Annotated in this window: 15 protein-coding genes and 1 tRNA gene; 7 read left to right on the top strand and 9 right to left on the bottom strand. The window is 73.5% G+C overall.

The window, feature by feature from the left end; all coding sequences use genetic code 11:
* Positions 1-29 precede the first annotated feature (29 nt).
* Complete coding sequence (gene secD, locus ACFV5H_RS32505; protein WP_385198448.1) at positions 30-2,345, top strand: protein translocase subunit SecD; 2,316 nt, start codon at positions 30-32, stop codon at positions 2,343-2,345.
* A 52-nt stretch (positions 2,346-2,397) separates the two neighbouring features.
* On the opposite strand, the gene ACFV5H_RS32500 is transcribed toward secD, so the two are convergent.
* A complete protein-coding gene (locus tag ACFV5H_RS32500; RefSeq protein WP_385198447.1) occupies positions 2,398-4,281 on the bottom strand; it encodes an ABC transporter ATP-binding protein in 1,884 nt (627 codons plus the stop codon).
* 156 nt (positions 4,282-4,437) lie between these two features.
* On the opposite strand from ACFV5H_RS32500, the gene ACFV5H_RS32495 reads away from it, so the two are divergent.
* From ACFV5H_RS32495 to ACFV5H_RS32485, 3 genes are all read left to right on the top strand, one after another.
* Complete coding sequence (locus ACFV5H_RS32495) at positions 4,438-5,337, top strand: YbhN family protein (RefSeq protein WP_385055017.1); 900 nt, start codon at positions 4,438-4,440, stop codon at positions 5,335-5,337.
* A 184-nt stretch (positions 5,338-5,521) separates the two neighbouring features.
* Positions 5,522-6,619, top strand: coding sequence for a mechanosensitive ion channel family protein (locus tag ACFV5H_RS32490; RefSeq protein WP_385054950.1), 1,098 nt, complete (start codon positions 5,522-5,524; stop codon positions 6,617-6,619).
* Between the two features lie 146 nt (positions 6,620-6,765).
* Positions 6,766-8,985 (top strand): NADP-dependent isocitrate dehydrogenase, encoded by a 2,220-nt coding sequence (locus tag ACFV5H_RS32485; RefSeq protein ID WP_385054948.1) that lies wholly within the window; start codon positions 6,766-6,768, stop codon positions 8,983-8,985.
* Positions 8,986-9,057: 72 nt separating this feature from the next.
* Here ACFV5H_RS32485 and ACFV5H_RS32480 read toward each other — a convergent pair whose 3' ends face one another.
* Positions 9,058-9,399 (bottom strand): DUF5713 family protein, encoded by a 342-nt coding sequence (locus ACFV5H_RS32480; protein ID WP_385054945.1) that lies wholly within the window; start codon positions 9,397-9,399, stop codon positions 9,058-9,060.
* Positions 9,400-9,485: 86 nt separating this feature from the next.
* Between ACFV5H_RS32480 and ACFV5H_RS32475 the strand changes: the two genes are divergently transcribed.
* A complete protein-coding gene (locus tag ACFV5H_RS32475; protein WP_385198446.1) occupies positions 9,486-10,283 on the top strand; it encodes an N-formylglutamate amidohydrolase in 798 nt (265 codons plus the stop codon).
* 361 nt (positions 10,284-10,644) lie between these two features.
* Here the strand turns inward: ACFV5H_RS32475 and ACFV5H_RS32470 are convergent, their stop codons facing one another.
* From ACFV5H_RS32470 to ACFV5H_RS32460, 3 genes are read right to left on the bottom strand one after another with little or no spacing between them, the layout of a single operon-like run.
* Entirely contained in the window at positions 10,645-11,100 is a 456-nt protein-coding gene (locus ACFV5H_RS32470) for a hypothetical protein (protein WP_385198464.1), read from the bottom strand.
* A gap of 8 nt (positions 11,101-11,108) precedes the next feature.
* The gene (locus ACFV5H_RS32465; protein WP_385054940.1) at positions 11,109-11,684 is read right to left on the bottom strand and encodes an RNA polymerase sigma factor; all 576 of its coding nucleotides are present in this window, start codon (positions 11,682-11,684) and stop codon (positions 11,109-11,111) included.
* Positions 11,685-11,743: 59 nt separating this feature from the next.
* On the bottom strand, positions 11,744-13,174 hold the full coding sequence (locus ACFV5H_RS32460) for a S8/S53 family peptidase (protein WP_385054938.1): 1,431 nt from the start codon (positions 13,172-13,174) through the stop codon (positions 11,744-11,746).
* 165 nt (positions 13,175-13,339) lie between these two features.
* Here ACFV5H_RS32460 and ACFV5H_RS32455 point away from each other — a divergent pair, with 165 nt between their 5' ends.
* Complete coding sequence (locus tag ACFV5H_RS32455) at positions 13,340-15,913, top strand: CHAT domain-containing protein (protein WP_385198463.1); 2,574 nt, start codon at positions 13,340-13,342, stop codon at positions 15,911-15,913.
* Between the two features lie 144 nt (positions 15,914-16,057).
* Here the strand turns inward: ACFV5H_RS32455 and ACFV5H_RS32450 are convergent, their stop codons facing one another.
* Positions 16,058-17,752: a LuxR C-terminal-related transcriptional regulator gene (locus tag ACFV5H_RS32450; protein ID WP_385198444.1), complete on the bottom strand. Its 1,695-nt coding sequence runs from the start codon at positions 17,750-17,752 to the stop codon at positions 16,058-16,060.
* Between the two features lie 95 nt (positions 17,753-17,847).
* Between ACFV5H_RS32450 and ACFV5H_RS32445 the strand changes: the two genes are divergently transcribed.
* Positions 17,848-18,933: a M12 family metallopeptidase gene (locus tag ACFV5H_RS32445; RefSeq protein WP_385054933.1), complete on the top strand. Its 1,086-nt coding sequence runs from the start codon at positions 17,848-17,850 to the stop codon at positions 18,931-18,933.
* Positions 18,934-19,090: 157 nt separating this feature from the next.
* Here the strand turns inward: ACFV5H_RS32445 and ACFV5H_RS32440 are convergent.
* The 3 genes from ACFV5H_RS32440 to ACFV5H_RS32430 form a co-directional block, all read right to left on the bottom strand.
* Positions 19,091-19,164 (bottom strand) — tRNA-Pro (locus ACFV5H_RS32440).
* Positions 19,165-19,231: 67 nt separating this feature from the next.
* Positions 19,232-19,354 (bottom strand): hypothetical protein, encoded by a 123-nt coding sequence (locus ACFV5H_RS32435; RefSeq protein WP_385198443.1) that lies wholly within the window; start codon positions 19,352-19,354, stop codon positions 19,232-19,234.
* A gap of 28 nt (positions 19,355-19,382) precedes the next feature.
* Positions 19,383-20,708, bottom strand: coding sequence for an MFS transporter (locus tag ACFV5H_RS32430; RefSeq protein ID WP_385198441.1), 1,326 nt, complete (start codon positions 20,706-20,708; stop codon positions 19,383-19,385).
* Between the last annotated feature and the right edge of the window lie 193 nt (positions 20,709-20,901).

Here is a 20,901-nt window from a genome sequence, read left to right as displayed (position 1 = left end):
TCTTTTCCGCGTGCCTGCTGGAGGCATCTGTGAAACGTCCCGCCCGCGTCAGGGCGTTGTTCGCGCTCGCCGTGATCGCCCTGTCCGTGTTCGTCGCCGTCACCGTCCCGGTCCGTCTGGGCCTGGATCTGCGGGGCGGCACCCAGATCGTGCTGGAGACCCGTTCCACCGAGACCGTGAAGGCCGACGCCGAGGCCACCGACCGCACCCTGGAGGTGCTGCGCGGCCGGGTCGACGCGCTCGGCGTCGCCGAACCGGGCATCGTCCGCTCCGGGGAGAACCGGATCATCGTCGAACTGCCCGGCGTACAGGATCCGCGCAAGGCCGCCGACGTCCTCGGCCGTACCGCGCAGCTCTCCGTGCACCCGGTGCTCGGCACCGCCACCGGGTCCGACAAGGCCCGGCCGGAGGGCGAACGCGTCCTGCCCGACGAGCAGTCCGGCGAGCGGCTGCGGCTGGCCGCCGCGTCGCTGACCGGCCAGGACGTGAAGGACGCCGAGGGCCTCTTCGACCAGCAGGGCGGCGCCGGCTGGCACGTCACCGTGGACTTCGAGGACGGCAAGGGCTGGGCGAAGCTGACCGGCGAGGCCGCCTGCCACCCGGCGGGCGACCCGCAGCGCCGGATCGCGATCGTGCTGGACGACAAGATCATCTCCTCGCCGCAGGTCGACCCGTCCGTCGCCTGCGGTACGGGCATCACCGGCGGGTCCACGCAGATCACCGGTTCCTTCACCAGCGACGAGGCCAAGGAGCTCGCCCTGCTGGTCAAGGGCGGCGCCCTGCCGGTGCCGGTCGAGACGGTGGAACAGCGGACCGTGGGCCCGACGCTGGGCGCCGAGGCCATCGAGGCCAGCGCCTGGGCGGCCGTCGCCGGCACCGCGCTGACCGCGCTCTTCATCATCGTCGTCTACCGGCTGATGGGCGTCCTGGCCACCCTGGCCCTGCTCTGCTACGGCCTGATCTCCTACGCCGGTCTGGCGGCCCTCGGCGCCACCCTCACCCTGCCCGGTCTCGCCGGTTTCGTGCTGGCCATCGGTATGGCCGTGGACGCCAACGTGCTGGTCTTCGAACGGGCCCGGGAGGAGTACGGCAAGCGCAACCGGCCCAGCGGCCGCTCGGCGCTGACCGCCGGTTTCAAGGGCGCGTTCAGCGCCATCGCGGACTCCAACGTCACCACGCTGATCGCGGCGGCGCTGCTGTTCCTGCTCGCGTCCGGTCCGGTGAAGGGCTTCGGTGTCACGCTGGGCATCGGTGTCCTCGCCTCCATGATCAGCGCCCTGGTGATCACCCGGGTGCTCGCGGAGTTCGCCGTGGCCCGCCGCTGGGTGCACCGGCGTCCGAAGGCCACCGGTCTGGCCTCCATCGGCCGGGTCCGTACGTACCTGACCCGCCGCGACCCGCAGCTGATGCGGCGCCCGCGCCGCTGGCTGGCGGTGTCCGCCGTGGTGCTCGTCGTCGCCGGCGCGGGCATCGTGGTGCGCGGGCTGAACTTCGGTGTGGAGTTCACCGGTGGCCGGCTGATCGAGTACTCCACCGGTGAGACCGTCGACCCGGACCGGGCCCGTGCGGCCCTGGCCGACGCCGGCTTCCCGCAGGCGGTCGTGCAGTCCTCCGGGGACGACAAGCTGACGGTGCGCACCGAGGAGCTGACCAACGCGGAGGCGGTCGAGGTGGCCGACGCCGTCGCGGAGGTCGGCGGCGGGGCGGAGAAGGTCCGCGACGAGCTGATCGGCCCGAGCCTCGGCGACGAGCTGCGGCGCAACGCGCTGATCGCGCTCGGTCTGGCGCTCGGCGCCCAGCTGCTGTACCTGGCGTTCCGGTTCCGCTGGATGTTCGGTACGGGGGCGGTGGCCGCCCTGGCGCACGACGTGGTCATCCTGACCGGTGTCTTCGCCTGGCTGGGCAAGCCGGTCGACGGTGTGTTCCTGGCCGCGCTGCTCACCGTGATCGGTTACTCGGTGAACGACTCCGTCGTGGTGTTCGACCGGATCCGCGAGCTGTGGCGCAAGGACGGCAGGGCGCCGCTGGCGCAGGTCACCAACCAGGCGATCCTGCAGACGGTGCCCCGTACGGTCAACACCGGTATCGGTGTGATCTTCATCCTGGCCGCGCTGGCCCTGCTGGGCGGCGACTCGCTCACCGACTTCGCGCTCGCGCTGCTGATCGGCATGCTCGTGGGCACGTACTCGTCGGTCCTGACCGCATCGCCGCTCGCCGTCGTGCTCGACGCGTACGGCGGTGACGGCAAGGGCGGCCGGGGGCGCGGCCGGAGTGGTTCCGGGCGGGCGAGGCCCAGCGCCGCGGAGCGCCCGGAGCGGACCGAGGCCGCCGCGCGGGCACGGTAGGAACAGGAAGAAGGGGGCGGGCCGCCCATGAGCGGCCCGCCCCCTTCCGTCCCTACACCACCACCGTCTCCCCCGGCCGCTGTTCGAACTGGGTGCGGTACAGCTCGGCGTAGCGGCCGCCGGCGGCCAGCAACCGCTCGTGCGTGCCGCGTTCCACGATCCGGCCGGCCTCGACGACCAGGATGAGGTCGGCGGCGCGGACGGTGGACAGCCGGTGGGCGATCACCACCGCCGTCCTGCCCTCCAGCGCCTCCGTGAGCGCCTCCTGCACGGCCGCCTCGGAGGTGTTGTCCAGGTGGGCGGTGGCCTCGTCGAGGATGACGACGCGCTGGCGGGCCAGCAGCAGCCGGGCGATGGTCATGCGCTGGCGCTCGCCGCCGGAGAGGCGGTAGCCGCGTTCGCCGACCACCGTGTCCAGGCCGTCGGGCAGGGACCGTACGAGGGCGTCGAGGCGGGCCCGGCGCAGGGCGTCCCACAGGTCGGGCTCGCCCGCGTCCGGCCGGGCCAGGAGCAGGTTGGCGCGCACCGTGTCGTGGAAGAGGTGACCGTCCTGGGTAACCATCCCGAGAGTGGCGCGCAGGGAGGCGGCGGTCAGGTCGCGGACGTCGACGCCGCCCACGCGTACGGTGCCGGAGTCGACGTCGTACAGCCGGGGCAGGAGCTGGGCGACGGTCGACTTGCCCGCGCCGGAGGAGCCGACGAGGGCGACGGTCTGCCCGGGTTCGGCACGGAAGGAGATGCCGTGCAGGACCACGTCACCGCCGCGCGGATCGAGGGTGGCGACCTCCTCCAGGGAGGCCAGGGAGACCTTGTCGGCGGACGGGTAGCCGAAGCGGACGTCGTCGAACTCGACGGCGACCGGGCCCTCGGGCACCTCGCGCGCGTCCGGCCGCTCCCGGATCAGCGGTTCGAGGTCCAGGATCTCGAAGACCCGCTCGAAGCTGACCAGCGCGCTCATCACCTCCACCCGTGCCCCGGCGAGCGAGGTGAGCGGCGCGTACAGCCGGGTCAGCAGCAGCGCCAGCGCCACGACGGCGCCCGGCTCCAGGGTGCCGCCGAGGGCGAGCCGGCCGCCGAGGCCGTAGACCAGGGCGAGGGCGAGGGCGGAGACGAGGGTCAGCGCGGTGATGAACACCGTCTGCGCCGTGGCCGTACGGACGCCGATGTCCCGCACCCGGCGGGCGCGCACCGCGAACTCCTCCGACTCCTCCTCGGGGCGTCCGAACAGCTTGACCAGGGTGGCGCCGGGTGCGGAGAACCGCTCGGTCATCCGGGTGCCCATGGCCGCGTTCAGGGCGGCTGCCTCGCGCTGCATCCCGGCCATACGGCGGCCCACGCGGCGGGCCGGGACCACGAACACCGGCAGCAGGACCAGCGCGAGCAGGGTGATCTGCCAGGACAGGGTGAGCATCACGGCGAGGGCGAGGACCAGGGTGACCAGGTTGCCGACCACGGTCGACAGGGTGTTGCTGAAGGCGCGCTGGGCGCCGATGACGTCGTTGTTGAGACGGGAGACGAGCGCTCCCGTACGGGTGCGTGTGAAGAACGCGACCGGCATCCGCTGTACGTGGTCGAAGACCGCTGTCCGCAGGTCGAGGATGAGTTCCTCGCCGAGGGCCGCCGAGAGTCTGCGGCCGAGTACGCCGAGGACCGCCTCCACGACCGCGATCAGCGCGATGAGCAGGGCCAGCCGGACCACCGTGGCCTCGTCGCCGGCGGCGACGATGGTGTCCATGACGCGCCCGGCCAGTACGGGGGTGGCGACGGCGAGCGCCGCGGTCGCCGTGCCGAGGAGCACGAACAGGATCAGACGGCGGCGGTGCGGGCGGGCGAAGGCGCCGACGCGGCGCAGCGTCGCCCTGGTGAGGGGACGGTGCTCGTCCTCGGCGGTCATGACGCTGCGCAGCTGTGTCCACGCTGTGGTCTCCATGCTCATGCGGACGAAGGTAGGACCTCAAGCATGATTGAGGTCAAGGACGGCCCGGTCCCGCTGCCCGGCCGTCAGCGGGCGTCCGGGCCGCCGCAACCCGCCGTTGGTGCCCGGCGGACATCCTCGGTGGCCGTGACGGGGACGATCCGCCGGGTCCTGTGCGTGCTGCCGCTGCTGCTCGTGACCGTGGTCGCGGTGCGGCACCGGTCGGTGCTGGCCGAGGGGTTCGCCCAGCTGGCGACCGCCCGGTGGCCCTGGCTGCTGGCCGCGGCGGGCGTGACCTGTCTGACCTGGGTGGCGGCCGCGTGCACCCGGCAGGGCGCGGTGCTCGAACGGCTGCCCAGGCGGCGGCTGCTGGCCACCCAGTTCGCGGCGGGCGCGGCGAACCATCTGCTGCCGACGGGGCTGGGGGCGAGCGCGGTCAATCTGCGGTTCATGACGGTGTGCGGGCTGCCGCCGGCCCGCTCCTCGGCCGCGCTGGCGCTGTATCTGCTGGCGGAGTCCGTGGGCCGGGTGGGGCTGCTGGCGGCCCTGCTCGTGGCGTTCCCCGGCGCGTTGCGGTTCGGTTCCCTGCTGCCCGAGGGGGCGTTCGGTCCGCTGCTGCTCGCGGTCGGCGGGGTGCCGGCCGTCGCGGCGGGCGCGCTCGTGGCCGTACGGCGGCTGCGGCGGGCGGTGGGCGCGTTCCTGCGGACGGCGCTGGGTGAGGCGCGGTCGGTGCACGCGCTGCCCTCCCGGGCGCTGGCGCTGTGGGGCGGGGCGCTGGCCTTCCCCGCGTTGCAGGCGACCGTGCTGGTGCTGGTGGGCCTGGCGTTCGGGCTGTCGGTGCCGCCTGCGCACATGGCGGTGGCGTATCTGGCGGCGACGGTCGCGGTGGCGCTGGTGCCGACTCCCGGCGGGATCGGCTCGGTGGAGGCGGCGCTGGTCGTGGCGCTGGTGGCGGTGGGCGGGGCCGCCGCGCCGGCCACGGCGGTGGTGCTGGCCTTCCGGGTCGTCACGGTGTGGCTGCCGCTGCTGCCGGGGGCGTTGACACTGGGCGTGCTGGTGCGGCTGAAGGTGATCTGACCAGCGGAGTGAAGGCCGGGTCCGGTACGAACTGCCCTGTGGGATACGGCAGGATGAGCGATCGCGCCGACCGCCGGTCAGGGACGGCCGGCGCGATGTACATCCCGTAGAAATCGAGCAGGTGACGACACGTGACACGACTTCACATACGGCCGTCGGCCAGGGCGTCCGCCGGGGGTGAGCGGTGACCCGCGCGCTCACCGGGCACGACCTGGTGTACGCCGGCATCGCCCTCGCGGCCGGCCTGCTGGCCGCGTTCCTGCTGCGGATGCTGCTGCGCTGGCTCGGCCGGCACGCGGACCGCACCCGCTGGCGCGGGGACGACGTCCTCGTCGACGCGCTGCGCATGATCGCGCCGTGGGCGGCGATCGCGGGCGGCGCGGCCTCCGCGGCGGCGGCGCTGCCGCTGACCCGGACCGTGCAGCACAACGTCAACCAGGCGCTGACGCTGATGGTCATCTTCGCCGCGACCATCTCGGCGGCCCGGGTGGTGGCGGGGCTGGTGCGCTCGGTCACCCAGTCCCGCTCCGGGGTCGCCGGGTCGGCGACCATCTTCATGAACATCACCCGGATCCTGGTCCTGGCGATCGGTTTCCTGGTGGGGCTGCAGACGCTGGGCATCTCGATCGCCCCGCTGCTCACCGCCCTCGGCGTCGGCGGTCTGGCGGTCGCGCTGGCGCTCCAGGACACGCTCGCCAACCTGTTCGCGGGCATCCACATCCTCGCCTCCAAGACCGTGCAGCCCGGGGACTACATCCAGCTGAGCAGCGGCGAGGAGGGCTACGTCGAGGACATCAACTGGCGCCAGACGACCGTCCGCAACCTGTCCAACAACCTGGTGGTCATCCCGAACGCGCAGCTCGCCAAGACGAACATGACCAACTTCATGCGTCCCGAGCAGCGGCTGACCATCCTGGTGCAGGTGGGGGTGTCGTACGACAGTGACCTGGAGCAGGTGGAGCAGGTGACGAAGGAGGTCGTCGCGGAGGTGATGACGGAGATCACCGGCGCGGTGCCGGAGCACGAGCCGGCGGTGCGGTTCCACACCTTCGGGGACTCCCGTATCGGCTTCACCGTGATCCTGGGCGTCGGCGAGTTCAGTGACCAGTACCGGATCAAGCACGAGTTCATCAAGCGCCTGCACCGCCGCTACCGCGAGGAGGGCATCCGCATCCCGTCGCCGGCGCGGACGGTGGCGCTCCAGCAGGGCTCCGTGGTCTTCCCCCAGCAGCGCGACACGGACGCCGCACCGGACGACATGACCGCCACCCGGCCGATCTGAGCACACCGCCCGGGTGATCTCCCGCCACGCCGGCACGAGCGTGGCGGGAGGTCGGCCGGAACTCGGCGCGGACCCCTGTCGAGCCCCGGTCGATCACGAGATATCTTGATGTCGAGCAATGTTGCAGACGTGGAGCGGAGCACCCGGTGACTGACTCGACCATCATCTACACGCACACTGACGAGGCCCCGGCCCTGGCGACGTATTCTTTCCTGCCGGTGGTCCAGGCGTACGCCTCGCAGGCGGGTGTCGCCGTGGAGACGCGTGACATCTCGCTGGCCGGGCGCATCATCGCCCTCTTCCCGGAGTACCTGGCCGAGGACCAGCGCATCCCGGACGCCCTCTCGGAACTCGGTGAGCTGGCCAAGACGCCGGCGGCCAACATCATCAAGCTGCCGAACATCTCGGCGTCGATCCCGCAGCTCAAGGCCGCGATCGCCGAGCTGCAGGGCCAGGGCTACGCGCTGCCGGCCTACCCGGACGACCCGAAGACCGACGAGGAGCGGGAGATCCGCGCCCGCTACGACAAGGTCAAGGGCTCGGCCGTCAACCCGGTGCTGCGCGAGGGCAACTCCGACCGCCGTGCCCCCGCCTCGGTGAAGAACTACGCCAAGAACCACCCGCACCGCATGGGCGCCTGGACCGCCGAGTCGAAGACCGCCGTCGCCACCATGGACGCGGACGACTTCCGCTCCACCGAGAAGTCGGTCGTCATCGCCGAGGACGGCGCGCTGCGCATCGAGCTCAAGGGCGACGACGGCACCACCACCGTGCTGCGCGAGTCCGTGCCGGTGAAGAAGGGCGAGGTCGTCGACGCCTCCGTGATGCGCGTCGCCGCGCTGCGCGAGTTCCTGACCGCGCAGGTCGCCCGCGCCAAGCAGGAGGGCGTGCTGTTCTCCGTGCACCTGAAGGCCACGATGATGAAGGTCTCCGACCCGATCGTCTTCGGCCACGTGGTGCGCGCCTTCTTCCCGAAGACCTTCGCGCAGTACGGCGACAAGCTCGCCGCGGCCGGCCTCACCCCGAACGACGGTCTCGGCGGCATCTACAAGGGCCTGGAGTCCCTGCCCGAGGGCGCCGAGATCAAGGCGTCCTTCGACGCCGAGCTCGCCGAGGGCCCGGCGCTGGCGATGGTCGACTCCGACAAGGGCATCACCAACCTGCACGTCCCCTCGGACGTCATCGTCGACGCCTCCATGCCGGCCATGATCCGCACCTCCGGCCACATGTGGGGCCCCGACGGCCAGGAGGCCGACACCCTCGCGGTGCTCCCGGACTCCAGCTACGCCGGCGTCTACCAGGCCGTGATCGAGGACTGCCGCGCCAACGGCGCCTACGACCCGTCCACCATGGGCTCGGTCCCGAACGTCGGTCTGATGGCGCAGAAGGCCGAGGAGTACGGCAGCCACGACAAGACCTTCGAGATCCCCGTCACGGGTACGGTCCGCCTGGTCGACGGCAACGGCGACGCCCTCATCGAGCAGGCCGTCTCCGCCGGTGACATCTTCCGCGCCTGCCAGACCAAGGACGCCCCGATCCGCGACTGGGTGAAGCTGGCCGTCACCCGCGCCCGCGCCACCGGCGACCCGGCGGTGTTCTGGCTGGACGCCACCCGCGCCCACGACGCCAACCTGATCGCCAAGGTCGAGCAGTACCTGCCGGAGCACGACACCGAGGGCCTGGACATCCGCGTCCTGTCCCCGGTGGAGGCGACCAAGCTGTCGGTGGAGCGGATCCGCCGCGGCGAGAACACCATCTCGGTCACCGGCAACGTGCTGCGCGACTACCTCACCGACCTGTTCCCGATCCTGGAGCTGGGCACCAGCGCCAAGATGCTGTCGGTCGTCCCGCTGATGGCGGGCGGCGGCCTGTTCGAGACGGGTGCCGGCGGCTCCGCGCCGAAGCACGTGCAGCAGCTCGTCAAGGAGAACTACCTGCGCTGGGACTCGCTCGGTGAGTTCTTCGCGCTGGTGCCGTCCCTGGAGCAGTACGCCTCGGTCACGGGCAACACCCGGGCCAAGGTCCTCGCCGACGCCCTCGACCGCGCCACGGCGACCTTCCTCAACGAGGACAAGTCCCCGACCCGTCGCGTCGGCGGCATCGACAACCGCGGCAGCCACTTCTTCCTGTCCCTGTACTGGGCGCAGGAGCTGGCCGCGCAGAGCGACGACGCGGACCTGGCGAAGGCGTTCGCGCCGCTCGCCGAGACGCTCGCCGCGAACGAGCAGAAGATCGTCGACGAGCTGATCGCCGCGCAGGGCAAGCCGGCCGAGATCGGCGGCTACTACCAGCCCGACCCGGCCAGGGCGGCCGAGGTCATGCGCCCGTCCACCACGTGGAACGAGGCGTTGGCGTCCCTGAGCTGACGCTCCCTCGGTGCTCCGCCCCGGCCGGCCCCGCGCCCGGCCGGGGCGGAGCCGTGTCCGGCGGGCGACGGCTCACCAGTCGCGCGGGGCGATCAGCTCCTCGATGTCGGCGTCCGCGAAGCCGTATGCCCGGGCCACGAACCAGAACTCCCCGCCTATCTCGTCCCGGGCCACCGTCTCGATCTCGCTGCCCGCCTCCACGAAGGCGTCCTGCAGGTCGTTGAACTCCTCGGTGGCGGCGTGGGTCAGCGCGTAGAGCGCGGCGAGGTCGGCGGGGCGCTCCGCCTCGATGCGCTCGCACAGCGCGAGCAGCACGGCCCGGCCGCGGTCCACCACCTGGTCGGGGTAGTAGGTGCTCCGGTACAGGGCGCGCAGGAACGGGTGGGCGGTCACCTGCTCGTTGCTGATCGGCATGAGGGGCCTCGCTGGTCGGCGTTGTCAGTGGGATGTGGCACCTTGATCATGCCGTGCACCACTGACAATCCCCCTGGAGCAGCTGAATGACCGCTACACCGCCGCCCTACGAGCTTCTGGCCGGTGACCCGGACTCCCCCGTGATCCTGCACGTGCCGCACTCCTCACGGGAGATACCGGCGGATGTGCGGTCCGGGATCGTGCTGGACGACACCGGCCTCGAGCGGGAGCTCGATCACATCACCGACTCGCACACCGCGGCGATCGCCGAGGCTGCGGCCCTCGCCGCCGGTGCCACGCCCTGGCGGTTCGTGAACGGGCTGTCGCGGCTGGTCGTCGACCCCGAGCGGTTCCCGGACGAGCGGGAGGAGATGCTGGCCGTCGGCATGGGCGCGGTCTACACGCGGACCACGCACAAGGACGTGCTGCGGCCCGACGGGTTCGACGCCGAGCCGCTGATCGAGCGGTACTTCCATCCGTACGCGCGGGCGATGACGGAGGCCGTCGCCGACCGGCTCGCGGCGACCGGGCGGGCCGTGGTCATCGACGTGCACTCGTATCCGAGCGCGCCGCTGCCCTACGAGCTGCACGGCGACGGGCCACGGCCGGAGGTCTGCCTGGGCACCGACTCCTTCCACACCCCGCCCGGGCTGCTCGCCGCCGCCCGCGAGGCGTTCGCACCGTGCGGGGAGACGGGGCTGGACAGCCCGTTCGCCGGGACGTACGTACCGCTGGAGTTCTACGGCAAGCGGGCGGAGGTGTCCGCCCTGATGGTGGAGATCCGCCGGGACACCTACATGACCGAACCGGGCGGCCCAGCCGGGCAGGGCCTGACCCGGCTGGCGTCAGCACTCACCGCACTGGTCGACGCCGCCTCCCACTGACGATCACGCCGTACCCCCGGGGACAGCCGCATCACCCGCCGCGTCGTGGCGCGGCCTCCCGGCGGGAGGCAAAGGCAGGGCCCCACCGGCGGTGGCCACGCGCCCGCCCAGCCGGTTTCACACCCGCCCGGCAGGCTCCGCCCCCGGACGGTTCGCGGCGGTCGCGGGGCCGGACGCCGCGTCGCGGCACGGCGCGGCGCGGCGCGGCGCGGCCTCCCGGCGGGAGGCAAAGGCAGGGCCCCACCGGCGGTGGCCACGCGCCCGCCCAGCCTGTTCCGCGCCCGCCCGGACGGTTCGGGGCGGTCACGGGGCCGGGCCGTCGAAGCCACGGACCCGCCCCTCCCCCCCACCCCCGGAGGGGTCAGGCGCGGAGCCACTCCGTGACGACCACGTCGTCGTCGGTGTGCAGGCGCAGGGCGAAGGGGCCGGAGGGCGGGGTGGCGGTGGTGAAGCGGCCCAGGTCGTCGGCGGTGAGGGAGGCCGCCTGCTGCGGGCCGCCGAGTACCTCGACGCGGGCCGGCCGGGGCGGCAGCACCTGGCCCATCAGGCCCTCCGCGGTCACCTCGACGTCCAGCGTCACCTCACCGGCGGTGAAGGTGAGCATGCGCGGCACGTCCGTCGCGCCCCTGACCGGGATGGCGTCGACCAGCGAGTCGAAGGTCAGCTCGGCCACGCGGGCGTCGAGGTCGTGCAGCGCGTAGGCGTCCACGGCGATCTGCAGCAGGGCAGGGGGCAGCGGGTCCAGGACGGCTGCCGCCTGCCGGAGTTCCTCCTCCAGCAGCCCGCTGTCGAAGTCCTCGTTCACGTCGTCGTTCATGTCGTCGTTCACGTCGCCCCCCGTGCCTCGAGCCGGGCCCGCAGCCGGCGCAGACAGCGCTGGCGCAGCGGCCCGATGCTGCCCACCGCGATGTCGAGCGCGGCAGACACCTCCTGATAACTGGGCGGCGGCGAGGCGATCAGCACGCGCAGCAACTGCCTGCACCGCTCGCCCAGTTCCTCGAACTCCTGCCACAGCCGCCGCACGCGTTCACTCTGCGCCGCCGCCTCCTCCGCCTCCAGCAGCGACTGCTCCGGCGCACCGTCCTCGCTGACCCGGTCCAGCAGCTGCGGATCGTCCGTCAGCATCAGCCGGCGCGCGTTCCTGTGCACCTTCAGGCACTCGTGCCGCGCGGTACTGGCCAGCCAGGAGCCCGTCTTGTCGGGCTCCCGGATCCGCCCCAGATGCTGGGCGAAACGGAACCACACGGTCTGGTAGACCTCGTGCGCGTCGGCGTCGGAGAGCCGGTGCGCGCGCACCACGGACCACACCAGTGGGCCCAGCCCTTCCACGATCGCCTTCCAGGCCGCCGCGTCGCCGTCGACAGCGGACCGGACCAACGCGCCGACTTCAGTACGCTCCACGGTCCCACCCCTCGTGTACGGCACGTCATCGTACGCCGTGGAAGGGAGAACTCCGCTCCTCATGCCCGGGCCGAGGGTGGTGAGACCTGCACGGGGCGCCAGGTGGGCGGAAGGAGCGCCGGTACGTGCGCCCCGCGCACTTCCGCGTACTCGGTGCCGGCGTCGAGCAGTTGCCGGCGGGCCTTGCGCGGATCGGTCTCCGCCTGTGCGGTCATGTGGGCGGCGACCATGCCGACGGCGACGGGGGTGGCGAACGAGGTCCCGCTCCACTGGGCGAGTCCCTCGAACATCACCTGGTCCGGCTTGCCGGAGCCCTCGTCCTCGCTCAGTACGCCGGTGTGGCGCGGGTGGTGGCATGTGCAGGCGTACGTGAAACCGTAGCGGCAGGCGTCGTAGGTGGAGTGCTGGTACACGTACGGGACGGGCGTGGTGAAGCCGGTGAGGGCGCTGACGAGACGCTCACCGGGCGCGTAGGCCTTCACCCAGCCGCCGTGGTTGCTGAAGCAGGCGCCGAACTCGCCGTCCCCGCGCAGCGCGCCGACGGACAGCACGGCGTTCTCGTAGCCGGGCAGGTCGGCGTAGGCGGCGGGCCAGAAGGGCGTGGCGCTGCCGTTGTTGCCGGCGGCGGCGACCAGCAGCGTGGGCTGTTCGCGCAGTTCCCGCATGAAGGCGTCGACGCCGAGGAGTCCGTCGGTGCGGCCGTTGGAGGTGCCGGCGGAGAGGCTGATGACGTCGGGCCAGCCGTCCCGGTCGACGGCCTCGAAGAGCTTCTCGCCGAACTCGGACTCCAGGATCGCGCCGGCGTCGTTGAGCGTGCCGCGGACGGTGATGTCGGTGTTGGGGGCGACGGCGGCGACGAGTCCGGCGATGAACGTGCCGTGCCCGCAGTACTGCCGGAGGATCCCGTCGCCGTCGCACTCCTCGACCTGGGCGTCGCCCCGGGTGTGGGCGAGCAGCGGGTAGGAGCGGTGGTCGTGCATGAGGCCGGTGTCGATGACGAGCACGCCGACGGCGGTGTCCGGGTCGTGGGCGGCGTCGGCGGCGGCCGGGTTGGGCTGCCCGCCGGGCGCCACGGGCACGGGCTCGTCACCGGGGCAGGCGTTGACCGCGATCGACACCACGTGGTTGCGGCTGATCAGCCGGCGTCCGGCGCGGCCCTCGGTCGCCGACAGCGCGCGCAGCGCCCCCGCGACCGCCGGGTCGCCGCTGCCGTCGCCCTGGCCCGGGTCGGCGACCTGGATACGGGTGATGCCGGAGCGGTTGGTCTGCGGGCTCGCCCGGCGCACATGGTCCGGGGTGAGGCCGGCGAAGGCGGTGAAGTGCCGGCGCACGGTGTCCTCGACGACGCGGGCCTCTTCTCCGTCACGGGCGAGGACGACGCCCTTCTCGTAGAGGAACTCGCCCGCGTCGTCCGGTCCCACCGCCAGGGGGACGTCGGGCATCGAGCGCTGGATCTGTGCGAACTGCTCGCGGAATCGCTGTGGTGCCATGGCGTGTCCTCCACTGGTGCGACGGCGGCCGGTGCCGCGGAGCTGTCGTGATGAAGAGCCCCCGGGCGGACGTTTGATACAACGTCACACCTGTGAGGCGTGATGACGGACCACTACCATCGTGGGGTGACAGCGGGAAGCGACACGGTGCTGGAACTGCTGCCGATGGTGTTCGCCGCCCCGGGTGAGGCGCTGGCGAGGGCGGAAGAGGTGCTGGGTGACCGTCCACCGCCCCTGCACGCCTCCGTCGCCCATCAGGTGATCGGCATCTGGCAGCGGGACTTCGGCGACATGCGGCTGGCCCTGACCCATCTGCGGCGGGCCCGGTCCTGGGCGGCGCGCGCGGACTCGGCCGAGCGGGAGGCGGACGTCCTCGCCACACTGGGGGTCGCACTGGTGCACGCGGGGCGCACCCGGCAGGGCATGGACGCGCTGGGGCGCGGTGTCGAGCGCGGCACCGGACACACCCGCGCGCGGGTGCTGTTCCGCCGGGCGTACTCGTGGTGGGTGCTGGGCCATCACAAGGAGGCCCTGGAGGACGTACGGCGGGCCATTCCCGTACTGCGGCAGGCGGAGGACGTGATCTGGACGGCGCGGGCGCTGACGCTGCGGGCGACGGTGCACCTGGCACTGGGTTCGGTGGAGCGGGCGAACGCCGACTTCACGGCGGCCGAGGCGCTGTGGGACACCACCGGCCAGGAGCACGACAAGGCGGACGCGGTGGAGAGCCGGGGGCTGGCCGCGTTCCGCGCGGGCGACGTCCCGGCGGCGCTGCGGCTGCTCGACGAGGCGGAGGAGCGGTACGCCAAGCTCGGCACGCCGACGTTCATGCTGGACATCCGGCGCTGCGAGGTGCTGATGGCGGCAGGTCTCGCCGCGGAGGCGCTGGCCGAGGCGGACGCGGCGCTCCGGGCGCTGGACGGGATCGGCGGGCAGTCCACCCGCAAGGCGGAGCTGCTGCTGGCCGCCGCGCGGGCGGCCCGGCTGGCCGGCGAGCCGCAGACGGCGATCGCCCGCGCGGCGCTCGCGGTGCGGCTGTTCGCGGGGCAGCGGCGCACCTGGTGGGAGACGCACGCGCGGCTGGTGCTGATCGGGGCCCGGCACGCGGCCGGACGCGGTTCGGGCCGGCTGGTCGCGGACGCGGCGGCGGTGGCGGAGCGGCTGGCCGCGCTCGGCGCCCCGGCCGCCCCGGAGGCGTCGCTGCTCGCGGGCCGGATCGCGCTGGACCTGGGCTGGACGGCGGACGCGGAGCGGCATCTGGCGGTCGCCGCGCGGAGCAGACGCGGCGGGCCGCCGCTCGCGCGGATGACGGGCTGGGCGGCGCAGGCGCTGCGCGCGCAGGCCGCCGGTTCCCAGCGGGGCGTGCTGGAGGCCTGCCGGCGCGGTCTCGACGTGCTGGACGACCACCGGATGACGCTGGGCGCCTCGGAGCTACGGGCCCGCGCCACCGCCCAGGGCGCGGAGCTGGCCGCCCTCGCCCAGAAGGCCAGCCTGGTCTCGGGCGGGCCGCGGCGGCTGCTGGTGTGGAGCGAGCGCTGGCGGGCCACCGCGCTGTCCGCGCCGCCCACCCGGCCGCCGGCCGACCCGGCGCTGCTCAGCGGCATGACCGCCTACCGGGAGATCGCCGCCCGCGCGGAGGAGGCCCGCATGGAGGGCAGGCCCGTGCCGGCACTGGAGCGGGAACAGCGGCGCCTGGAGCGGGAGATCCGCTCCCGGACGCTGCACATGCGCGGCGAGGCCGCCGACGACGGTGACCGCTTCGACGTCGGCCGGCTGCTCGCGCGGCTGGGCGACAACGACGACGGACAGCTGGTGGAACTCGCCGTGCTCGACGGGCGGGTGCAGGTGCTGCTGTGCGGACAGGGCAGGGTGCGGCGGTTCGAGGCGGGGCTGCCGGCGGCGGCGGAGACCGAGGCCGAGCACGTGCAGGCGGGGCTGCGGCGGCTGGCGCACCCCGGGGCGCAGGCGCGGCTGCCGGTGGTGGAGGCCGCCGGCCGCCGGCTGGAGGAGCTGCTGCTGGGTCCGGCCGCGGCGCACATCGGTGACGGCCCGGTGGTGATCGTGCCGCCGGGGCGGCTGCACCGGGTGCCGTGGGCGCTGCTGCCCTCGCTGCGGGAGCGGGTGCTGAGCGTGTCGCCGTCGGCGAGCAGCTGGCTGCGCGCGAAGGAGACGGCGCCGCCGCCCGGAGGCCGCCAGGTGCTGGTGCGCGGTCCGGGTCTCGCGACGGGCGGCGCGGAGGTGTCCGAGCTGGCCGGCCGCTACGGCGGCGCGACCGTCCTGGAGCACGACGACGCGACGGTGCCGCGCGTGCTGCGGGAGCTGGACGGGGCGGGGCTGGCGCACATCGCCGCGCACGGCGCGTTCCGCGCGGACGGACCGCTGTTCTCGTCCCTGCGGATGGCCGACGGGCCGCTGATCGTGCACGACTTCGAACGGCTGGACCGCAGCCCGTACCGCATCATCCTGTCCTGCTGCGACACCGCGCGGTTCGCCACCGTGGGCGCGGACGAACTCCTCGGCCTGGTGACGGCGTTGCTGCCGCTGGGCACGGCGGGGGTGGTGGCGTGCAGCGCGCCCGTCAACGACGCGGCGGTCGTCCCCCTCATGGTGGCCCTCCACAAGGCCCTCGACACCGGCCTCTCCTTGGCTGAGGCCTTGCGCGACGCCCGTGCCGCGCTGCCGCCGGACGCTCTGCACCGGGCGACGGGGTGGGCCTTCACCGCCTTCGGGGCGGCGTGATCCCGCCGTGGGCGGCTGCGGGTGGGTCGTGGTTGCTCGCGCCCCTTGATGTGGGTCAGCTGCACCACCCTCAAGGGGCGCGGGGAACTGCGCGACCAGCCACCGACTACCCGCAGCCGCCGACGAAACAGGTCCCCCGAGCTGTCAGGCGCTCTGACGAGGAACGGTGGCGCCCAGCCGCGTATACGCCCCGTACAGGTGATTCCCCACCGTGCGAACGGAAAGGGTGAGGCGTTCCGCGATCTGCCGATTGCTCAGCCCCTCCGCGGCCAGCGCGACGATCTGCCGCTGACGTGCGGTGAGTTCACCGAGGACGAGGCCCGCGAGCGCCGGCGTGCGGGCGTCCTCGCAGCGGCGGGCGAGAGCGACCGCACGCGTGCGCGCGGTGCGGGCCGCGTGCGGTTCCCGGTGGGCGGAGACGGCCTGCGCGTGCGCCTCCGCGGCGAACAGCAGGAAGCCCCGCCGCTCCAACTCCTCGCCCACCCGGTCCAGTGCGGGCCCGTCGGCCCGCGCGAGGGCGTCGGCGTGGTCGGCGAAGACGCCGGTGAGCCGGCCGGCGGCACGCGCGGGGGTGCCGAGGCGGACGGCGTCGTAGGGGTCGCCGTACGCCTCGGGGGTCCCTTCCGCGAGGGTGAGTTCGGCGCGGCAGGACGGGTCGGCGGGGGCGGTGCGCAGGCCCTCGCGTGCCCATGCGGCCGCCTCCCGCAGTGCGCCGCGCAGCCGCGCGTACCGGGCGCGCAGGGCCGCGTACCCGGCCGGGACCGGTGTCCCCTCGCCCACGAGCCAGTCCCCGACGGGCGCCGAGTCCGCCGTCACGTCGGCCCGTTCGATCCGCCGGGTCAGTTCCGCCGACTCGGCGGCCAGGGCGGGGGCGCAGTCCTCGGGTGTGCGGGCGAGCCGGCGGGCGCGCAGCCGGCCGGCGGCGGCCCGCAGGACCGGGCCGTGCAGGGGGTGGGCGAGGCGGACACCGCCGTGGTCGTCGACGCGGACCAGGCCCGCGGTCTCCAGCCGTTCCAGGACGGTGGGGTCGAGGCCGTCGCCGTCGAGCGGGAGGGGTTCGGCGAAGGCGAGGCGGTCGAGCGTCCCGCGCTCCTCGGGGCGGGCGCGGTCCAGGAGGTGGGCGGTGCGTTCGCGTACGGCCGGGGTCAGGGGCAGCGGGCCCCGCCCTTCCCAGGTGCCCGGGGAGCCGGTGGGCCGGCCGTGTTCGCGTACCGCGTCCGACAGGTCGCGCAGCAGCCGCAGATCCCCGTCGCACAGCCGGTGCAGCCGGTTCGCGGTGAGCGGTTCGGGGGCGGGATCCGCGTCCGCCGCGAGCAGCCGCGCGGTGTCCTCCCGGGGCAGCGGCGGCAGGGCGAGCCTGGGCAGCAGCTCCCCGGTCCACAGCCGGGACACCGCGGCGGGCACCGGCTCGCCGTCGGTGACGACGACCAGCAGCCGGGTGCGTCCGTGCACGGCGAGCTGGTGGACCAGGGCGGCGGAGGTGTCGTCGAGCAGATGGGCGTCGTCGACGAACAGCGTGCGCACACCGGACAGCCGGCGCAGCGCGTGGTGCAGGGTGACGGGCTCGGGCAGCAGCGGGGCGAAGGCGGCGAAGGGCAGGTGCCGGGTTCCCGGCGTCCCGGTGACACGGGCGCAGTCGGTGCCCCGTACCGCCTCGGTGACGAGCCGGGTCTTGCCCCGTCCCGCCGGTCCGGTCACCACGAGGCCGCGCCCCGCGCCGGTCAACGAGCGCCGTACCAGGTCGGTCTCGTCCTCCCGGCCGGTGAACGGCCAGGGCGCTCGCAGTGTCGTCGCGTCCTTCTCGTACGGGCCGGTGGCATCGCGTCGCAGGGTCGTCACAAGAACAGGAGCACGGATACTCAAGCCTGATACAGGGCCGCTTGAGCAGACCCCGACTCAGGCGCCCGGGGCGGCGGCACGGCAGCCTGTGGTCCATGACCGTCCGCCACTGCTCGCTGCCGCCGCAGCCGGCCCCCGCGTATCCGCCGGGCCTGGCCGCCGAGCGGCTCGGCGCGCTGGTCGGCGGGCGGCGGCTGTGGGTCGACGGCACCGTGCTGCACTACTGCTTCTTCGGCGACGACACCGCGGGGTCGGAGATCGCCGTGCCCGGAACCGGGCGGACCCGGTGGGTTCCGTGGGGCGGGGCCGAGGAGCAGCGGGAGGTGGTGCGCGAGTGCTTCGAGGAGTGGCGGGGGCTCGGGCCGGGCCTGACGTTCACCGAGGTCCGCGACCGCACCGAGGCGGAGCTGCGCATCGGGTTCCAGCTCGGTGACGGCTCCTGGTCGGCCGTGGGCAGGGACGCGCTCCGGGTCGGCGTGCACGAGCGCACCATGAACTTCGGCTGGGACCTGACCGCACCGGGTGAACGCGCCACCGCCCTGCACCAGATCGGGCACGCGCTGGGAATGCTGCACGAGCACCAGAGCCCGTACGCCGGTATCCACTGGGACGACGAGGCCGTGTACGCCGAGCTGGCGGGCCCGCCGAACCACTGGAGCCGGGACAGGACGTACCACAACATCCTGCGCAGGCTCGGCCCGGACGAGGTCAACGGCTCCGTCTGGGACCCGCAGTCGATCATGCAGTACGCGTTGCCGCCGGGGCTGGTGCTGGAGCCGGAGCAGTACCACAGGGGTGTGCACCCGCCCGGCACCCTCTCCCCCGCCGACAAGGAGTTCGTGCTCCGCCGGTACCCGCCGGCCGATCCGCCGCTGCCACCGCCACTGGTGCCGTTCCGTTCGGTGCCGCTGGGTCTGGGCCCCGGTGAGCAGGCGGACTTCCGTATCGATCCGCCGGAGACCCGCGACTACACGGTGGGCACCTTCGGCGAGGCCGACCGGGTCGTCGTGCTCTTCGAGGAGCGGGACGGGGAGCCCCGTTTCCTCGCCGGCCACGACGACGGGGGGACCGCGCACGACGCGGCCGTCACGGCCCGGCTGGTCAAGGGCCGCCGCTATTACGTCCGGGTCCGCCTGTACTCCGCGTGGGGTCCGGGCGAGACGGCGGTCATGTGCTGGTGACGGCACCGACCGCGCACACCAGAGCCATTTCCGGCGCCGGGGGAGCGGCCGGGGGACGTCGGTCGCCTTCGGGGGAGGGTGACCGACGGCCCCCGGCCCACGCGCGACGAAGGGAGCCGTACCGGATGATTCCGGTACGGCTCCCTCCCGACTTCCGTCGGGACGACAGGATTTGAACCTGCGACCCCTTGACCCCCAGTCAAGTGCGCTACCAAGCTGCGCCACGTCCCGATGCGTTTCGCGCGGTGAACCGCGTGATCACGCAGGTCAACAGTACCTCATCGGGACGGCGGGGAGGTCAGCCCCGTACGGCGGGAGCCGGGACCGTCACCCCCAGCGCGGCGGCGCGCTCGTTCGGTTCGTGCCACACCTTCGGGGCCACCGGGATTCCCCACTCGCCCCGCTCGGCGACGACGGCCACGCACGGGGCACCGTGCGCACGGCCGGACTCAGCCGGTGGCGACCAGTTGCCGCGACTCGCCGTCCCGCCGCTCCGACCGCGCGGTCCGCAGCGCGGCGATCCCGATGAAGACCATCGACGCCGTGCCGGCCATGGCGAAGGCCGTGAAGCCCCAGTCGCCCTTGTTCGCGGCGAGCAGCTGGCCGCCCAGCCACGGTCCGAAGACCGCGCCGAAGCGGCCCATGCCGGAGGTCCAGCCGACCGCCGTGGCGCGGTTGGCGGGGGCGGAGCCGATGGACACGGTCGCGTAGATCATCGTCTGAGCGCTGTTGAGGAACACGCCGGTGAGGAAGACGACCACGAAGGTCAGCGTCAGCGGCATGTGGACGCTGAGCAGGAAGACGCCGCAGGCGGTCAGCGCGAACCAGATCGCCGAGATGCGCGGGGCGCCGAAGCGGTCGGAGGCCCGGCCGGCGACCAGCATGCCCACGATGCCGCCGAGGTTGAACAGGACGACGAAGGTGAGCGCGGAGCCGAGTTCGTAGCCCTCGCTGCGCATCAGGGTGGGCAGCCAGGTGGCGACGCCGTAGACGAGGAGCAGGCCGCCGAAGGAGGCCAGCCAGTACAGCAGGGTCTGGACCCACTCGCCGCCGCGGAACAGGTTGAGCAGGTTGGCCCAGGGGGCGCCGGCGGCGGTCCGGTCCTTGGCGGCGGGCAGCTCGGCGTCGTAGCGGGCGGCCAGCGCGCGGGCCTCCTCCACTCGGCCGCGGGCGACGAGGAAGCTCAGCGACTCGGGCAGGAACCGGGCGAGCACGGGGACGAAGAGCAGCGGGACCACACAGACCCAGAAGGCGGCGCGCCAGCCGAGCGGCTCGACGATCCACAGGGCCACGTAGGCGGAGAGGATGCCGCCGGCGTGGTGGGCGGTCATCAGCAGGCCGATGGTGAGGGCGGCGCGAGCGCGCGGGGCGTAGTCGGAGACCATGCTGATCGCGGTGGGGAGCAGGCCGCCGAGGCCGAGGCCGGCCAGGGTCCGGCCGAGGCCGAAGACGGCGACGCCGTTCGAGACCGCGCAGAGGCCGGAGGCCAGCGAGAAGAGCGCGACGCAGGAGACCATCAGCTTCTTGCGGCCGATGCGGTCGGCGACCGTTCCCGCGGTCAGCGCGCCGACGAGCATGCCGAAGGTGGCGTAGCTGCCGAGGTCGCCGGCCTGGGCCGAGGTGATGCCGAGGGCCTTCTCCTCGAGCATGTGGGGCAGGACCGAGCCGTAGATGAACATGTCCAGGCCGTCGAAGAGGACGGCGAGCCAGCACAGGCCGACGACCAGCAGGGCCAGTCTGCTGCCGCGGGCGGGCGGCGCGGAGGAGGAGGACATCGTTGTTTTCCTCTCGTCCAGGAGGAGTTTCCCTGGAGGGGACGTGTGATGGGGCGACGCTAAGGACCCCGCTCATTGAGTGTCAACACTTTTGTTGACAATCTCAGCAACAATTTGGGGGGTGGGGAGCCGGCGCAAGGGGGGGGGGACGCCCCCCCGGGGTGGGGGGCCTCAGAGGGGCGCGGGAGGAGGA

Origin of the sequence: Streptomyces sp. NPDC059787, from assembly GCF_042732315.1 — a bacterium.
Taxonomy (GTDB): domain Bacteria; phylum Actinomycetota; class Actinomycetes; order Streptomycetales; family Streptomycetaceae; genus Streptomyces; species Streptomyces atrovirens.
The sequence above is the reverse complement of the archived record's forward strand: the minus strand, read 5'-3'. Positions and strand labels throughout refer to the sequence as shown.

Bases quoted from the DNA above. Each gene is read 5' to 3' on its own strand.
- ACFV5H_RS32500 (WP_385198447.1), bottom strand. From the start codon at position 4,281: ATGAGCATGGAGACCACAGCGTGGACACAGCTGCGCAGCGTCATGACC.
- ACFV5H_RS32480 (WP_385054945.1), bottom strand. From the start codon at position 9,399: ATGCCGATCAGCAACGAGCAGGTGACCGCCCACCCGTTCCTGCGCGCC.
- ACFV5H_RS32475 (WP_385198446.1), top strand. From the start codon at position 9,486: ATGACCGCTACACCGCCGCCCTACGAGCTTCTGGCCGGTGACCCGGAC.
- ACFV5H_RS32470 (WP_385198464.1), bottom strand. From the start codon at position 11,100: ATGAACGACGACGTGAACGAGGACTTCGACAGCGGGCTGCTGGAGGAG.
- ACFV5H_RS32460 (WP_385054938.1), bottom strand. From the start codon at position 13,174: ATGGCACCACAGCGATTCCGCGAGCAGTTCGCACAGATCCAGCGCTCG.
- ACFV5H_RS32455 (WP_385198463.1), top strand. From the start codon at position 13,340: ATGGTGTTCGCCGCCCCGGGTGAGGCGCTGGCGAGGGCGGAAGAGGTG.
- ACFV5H_RS32445 (WP_385054933.1), top strand. From the start codon at position 17,848: ATGACCGTCCGCCACTGCTCGCTGCCGCCGCAGCCGGCCCCCGCGTAT.
- ACFV5H_RS32430 (WP_385198441.1), bottom strand. From the start codon at position 20,708: ATGTCCTCCTCCTCCGCGCCGCCCGCCCGCGGCAGCAGACTGGCCCTG.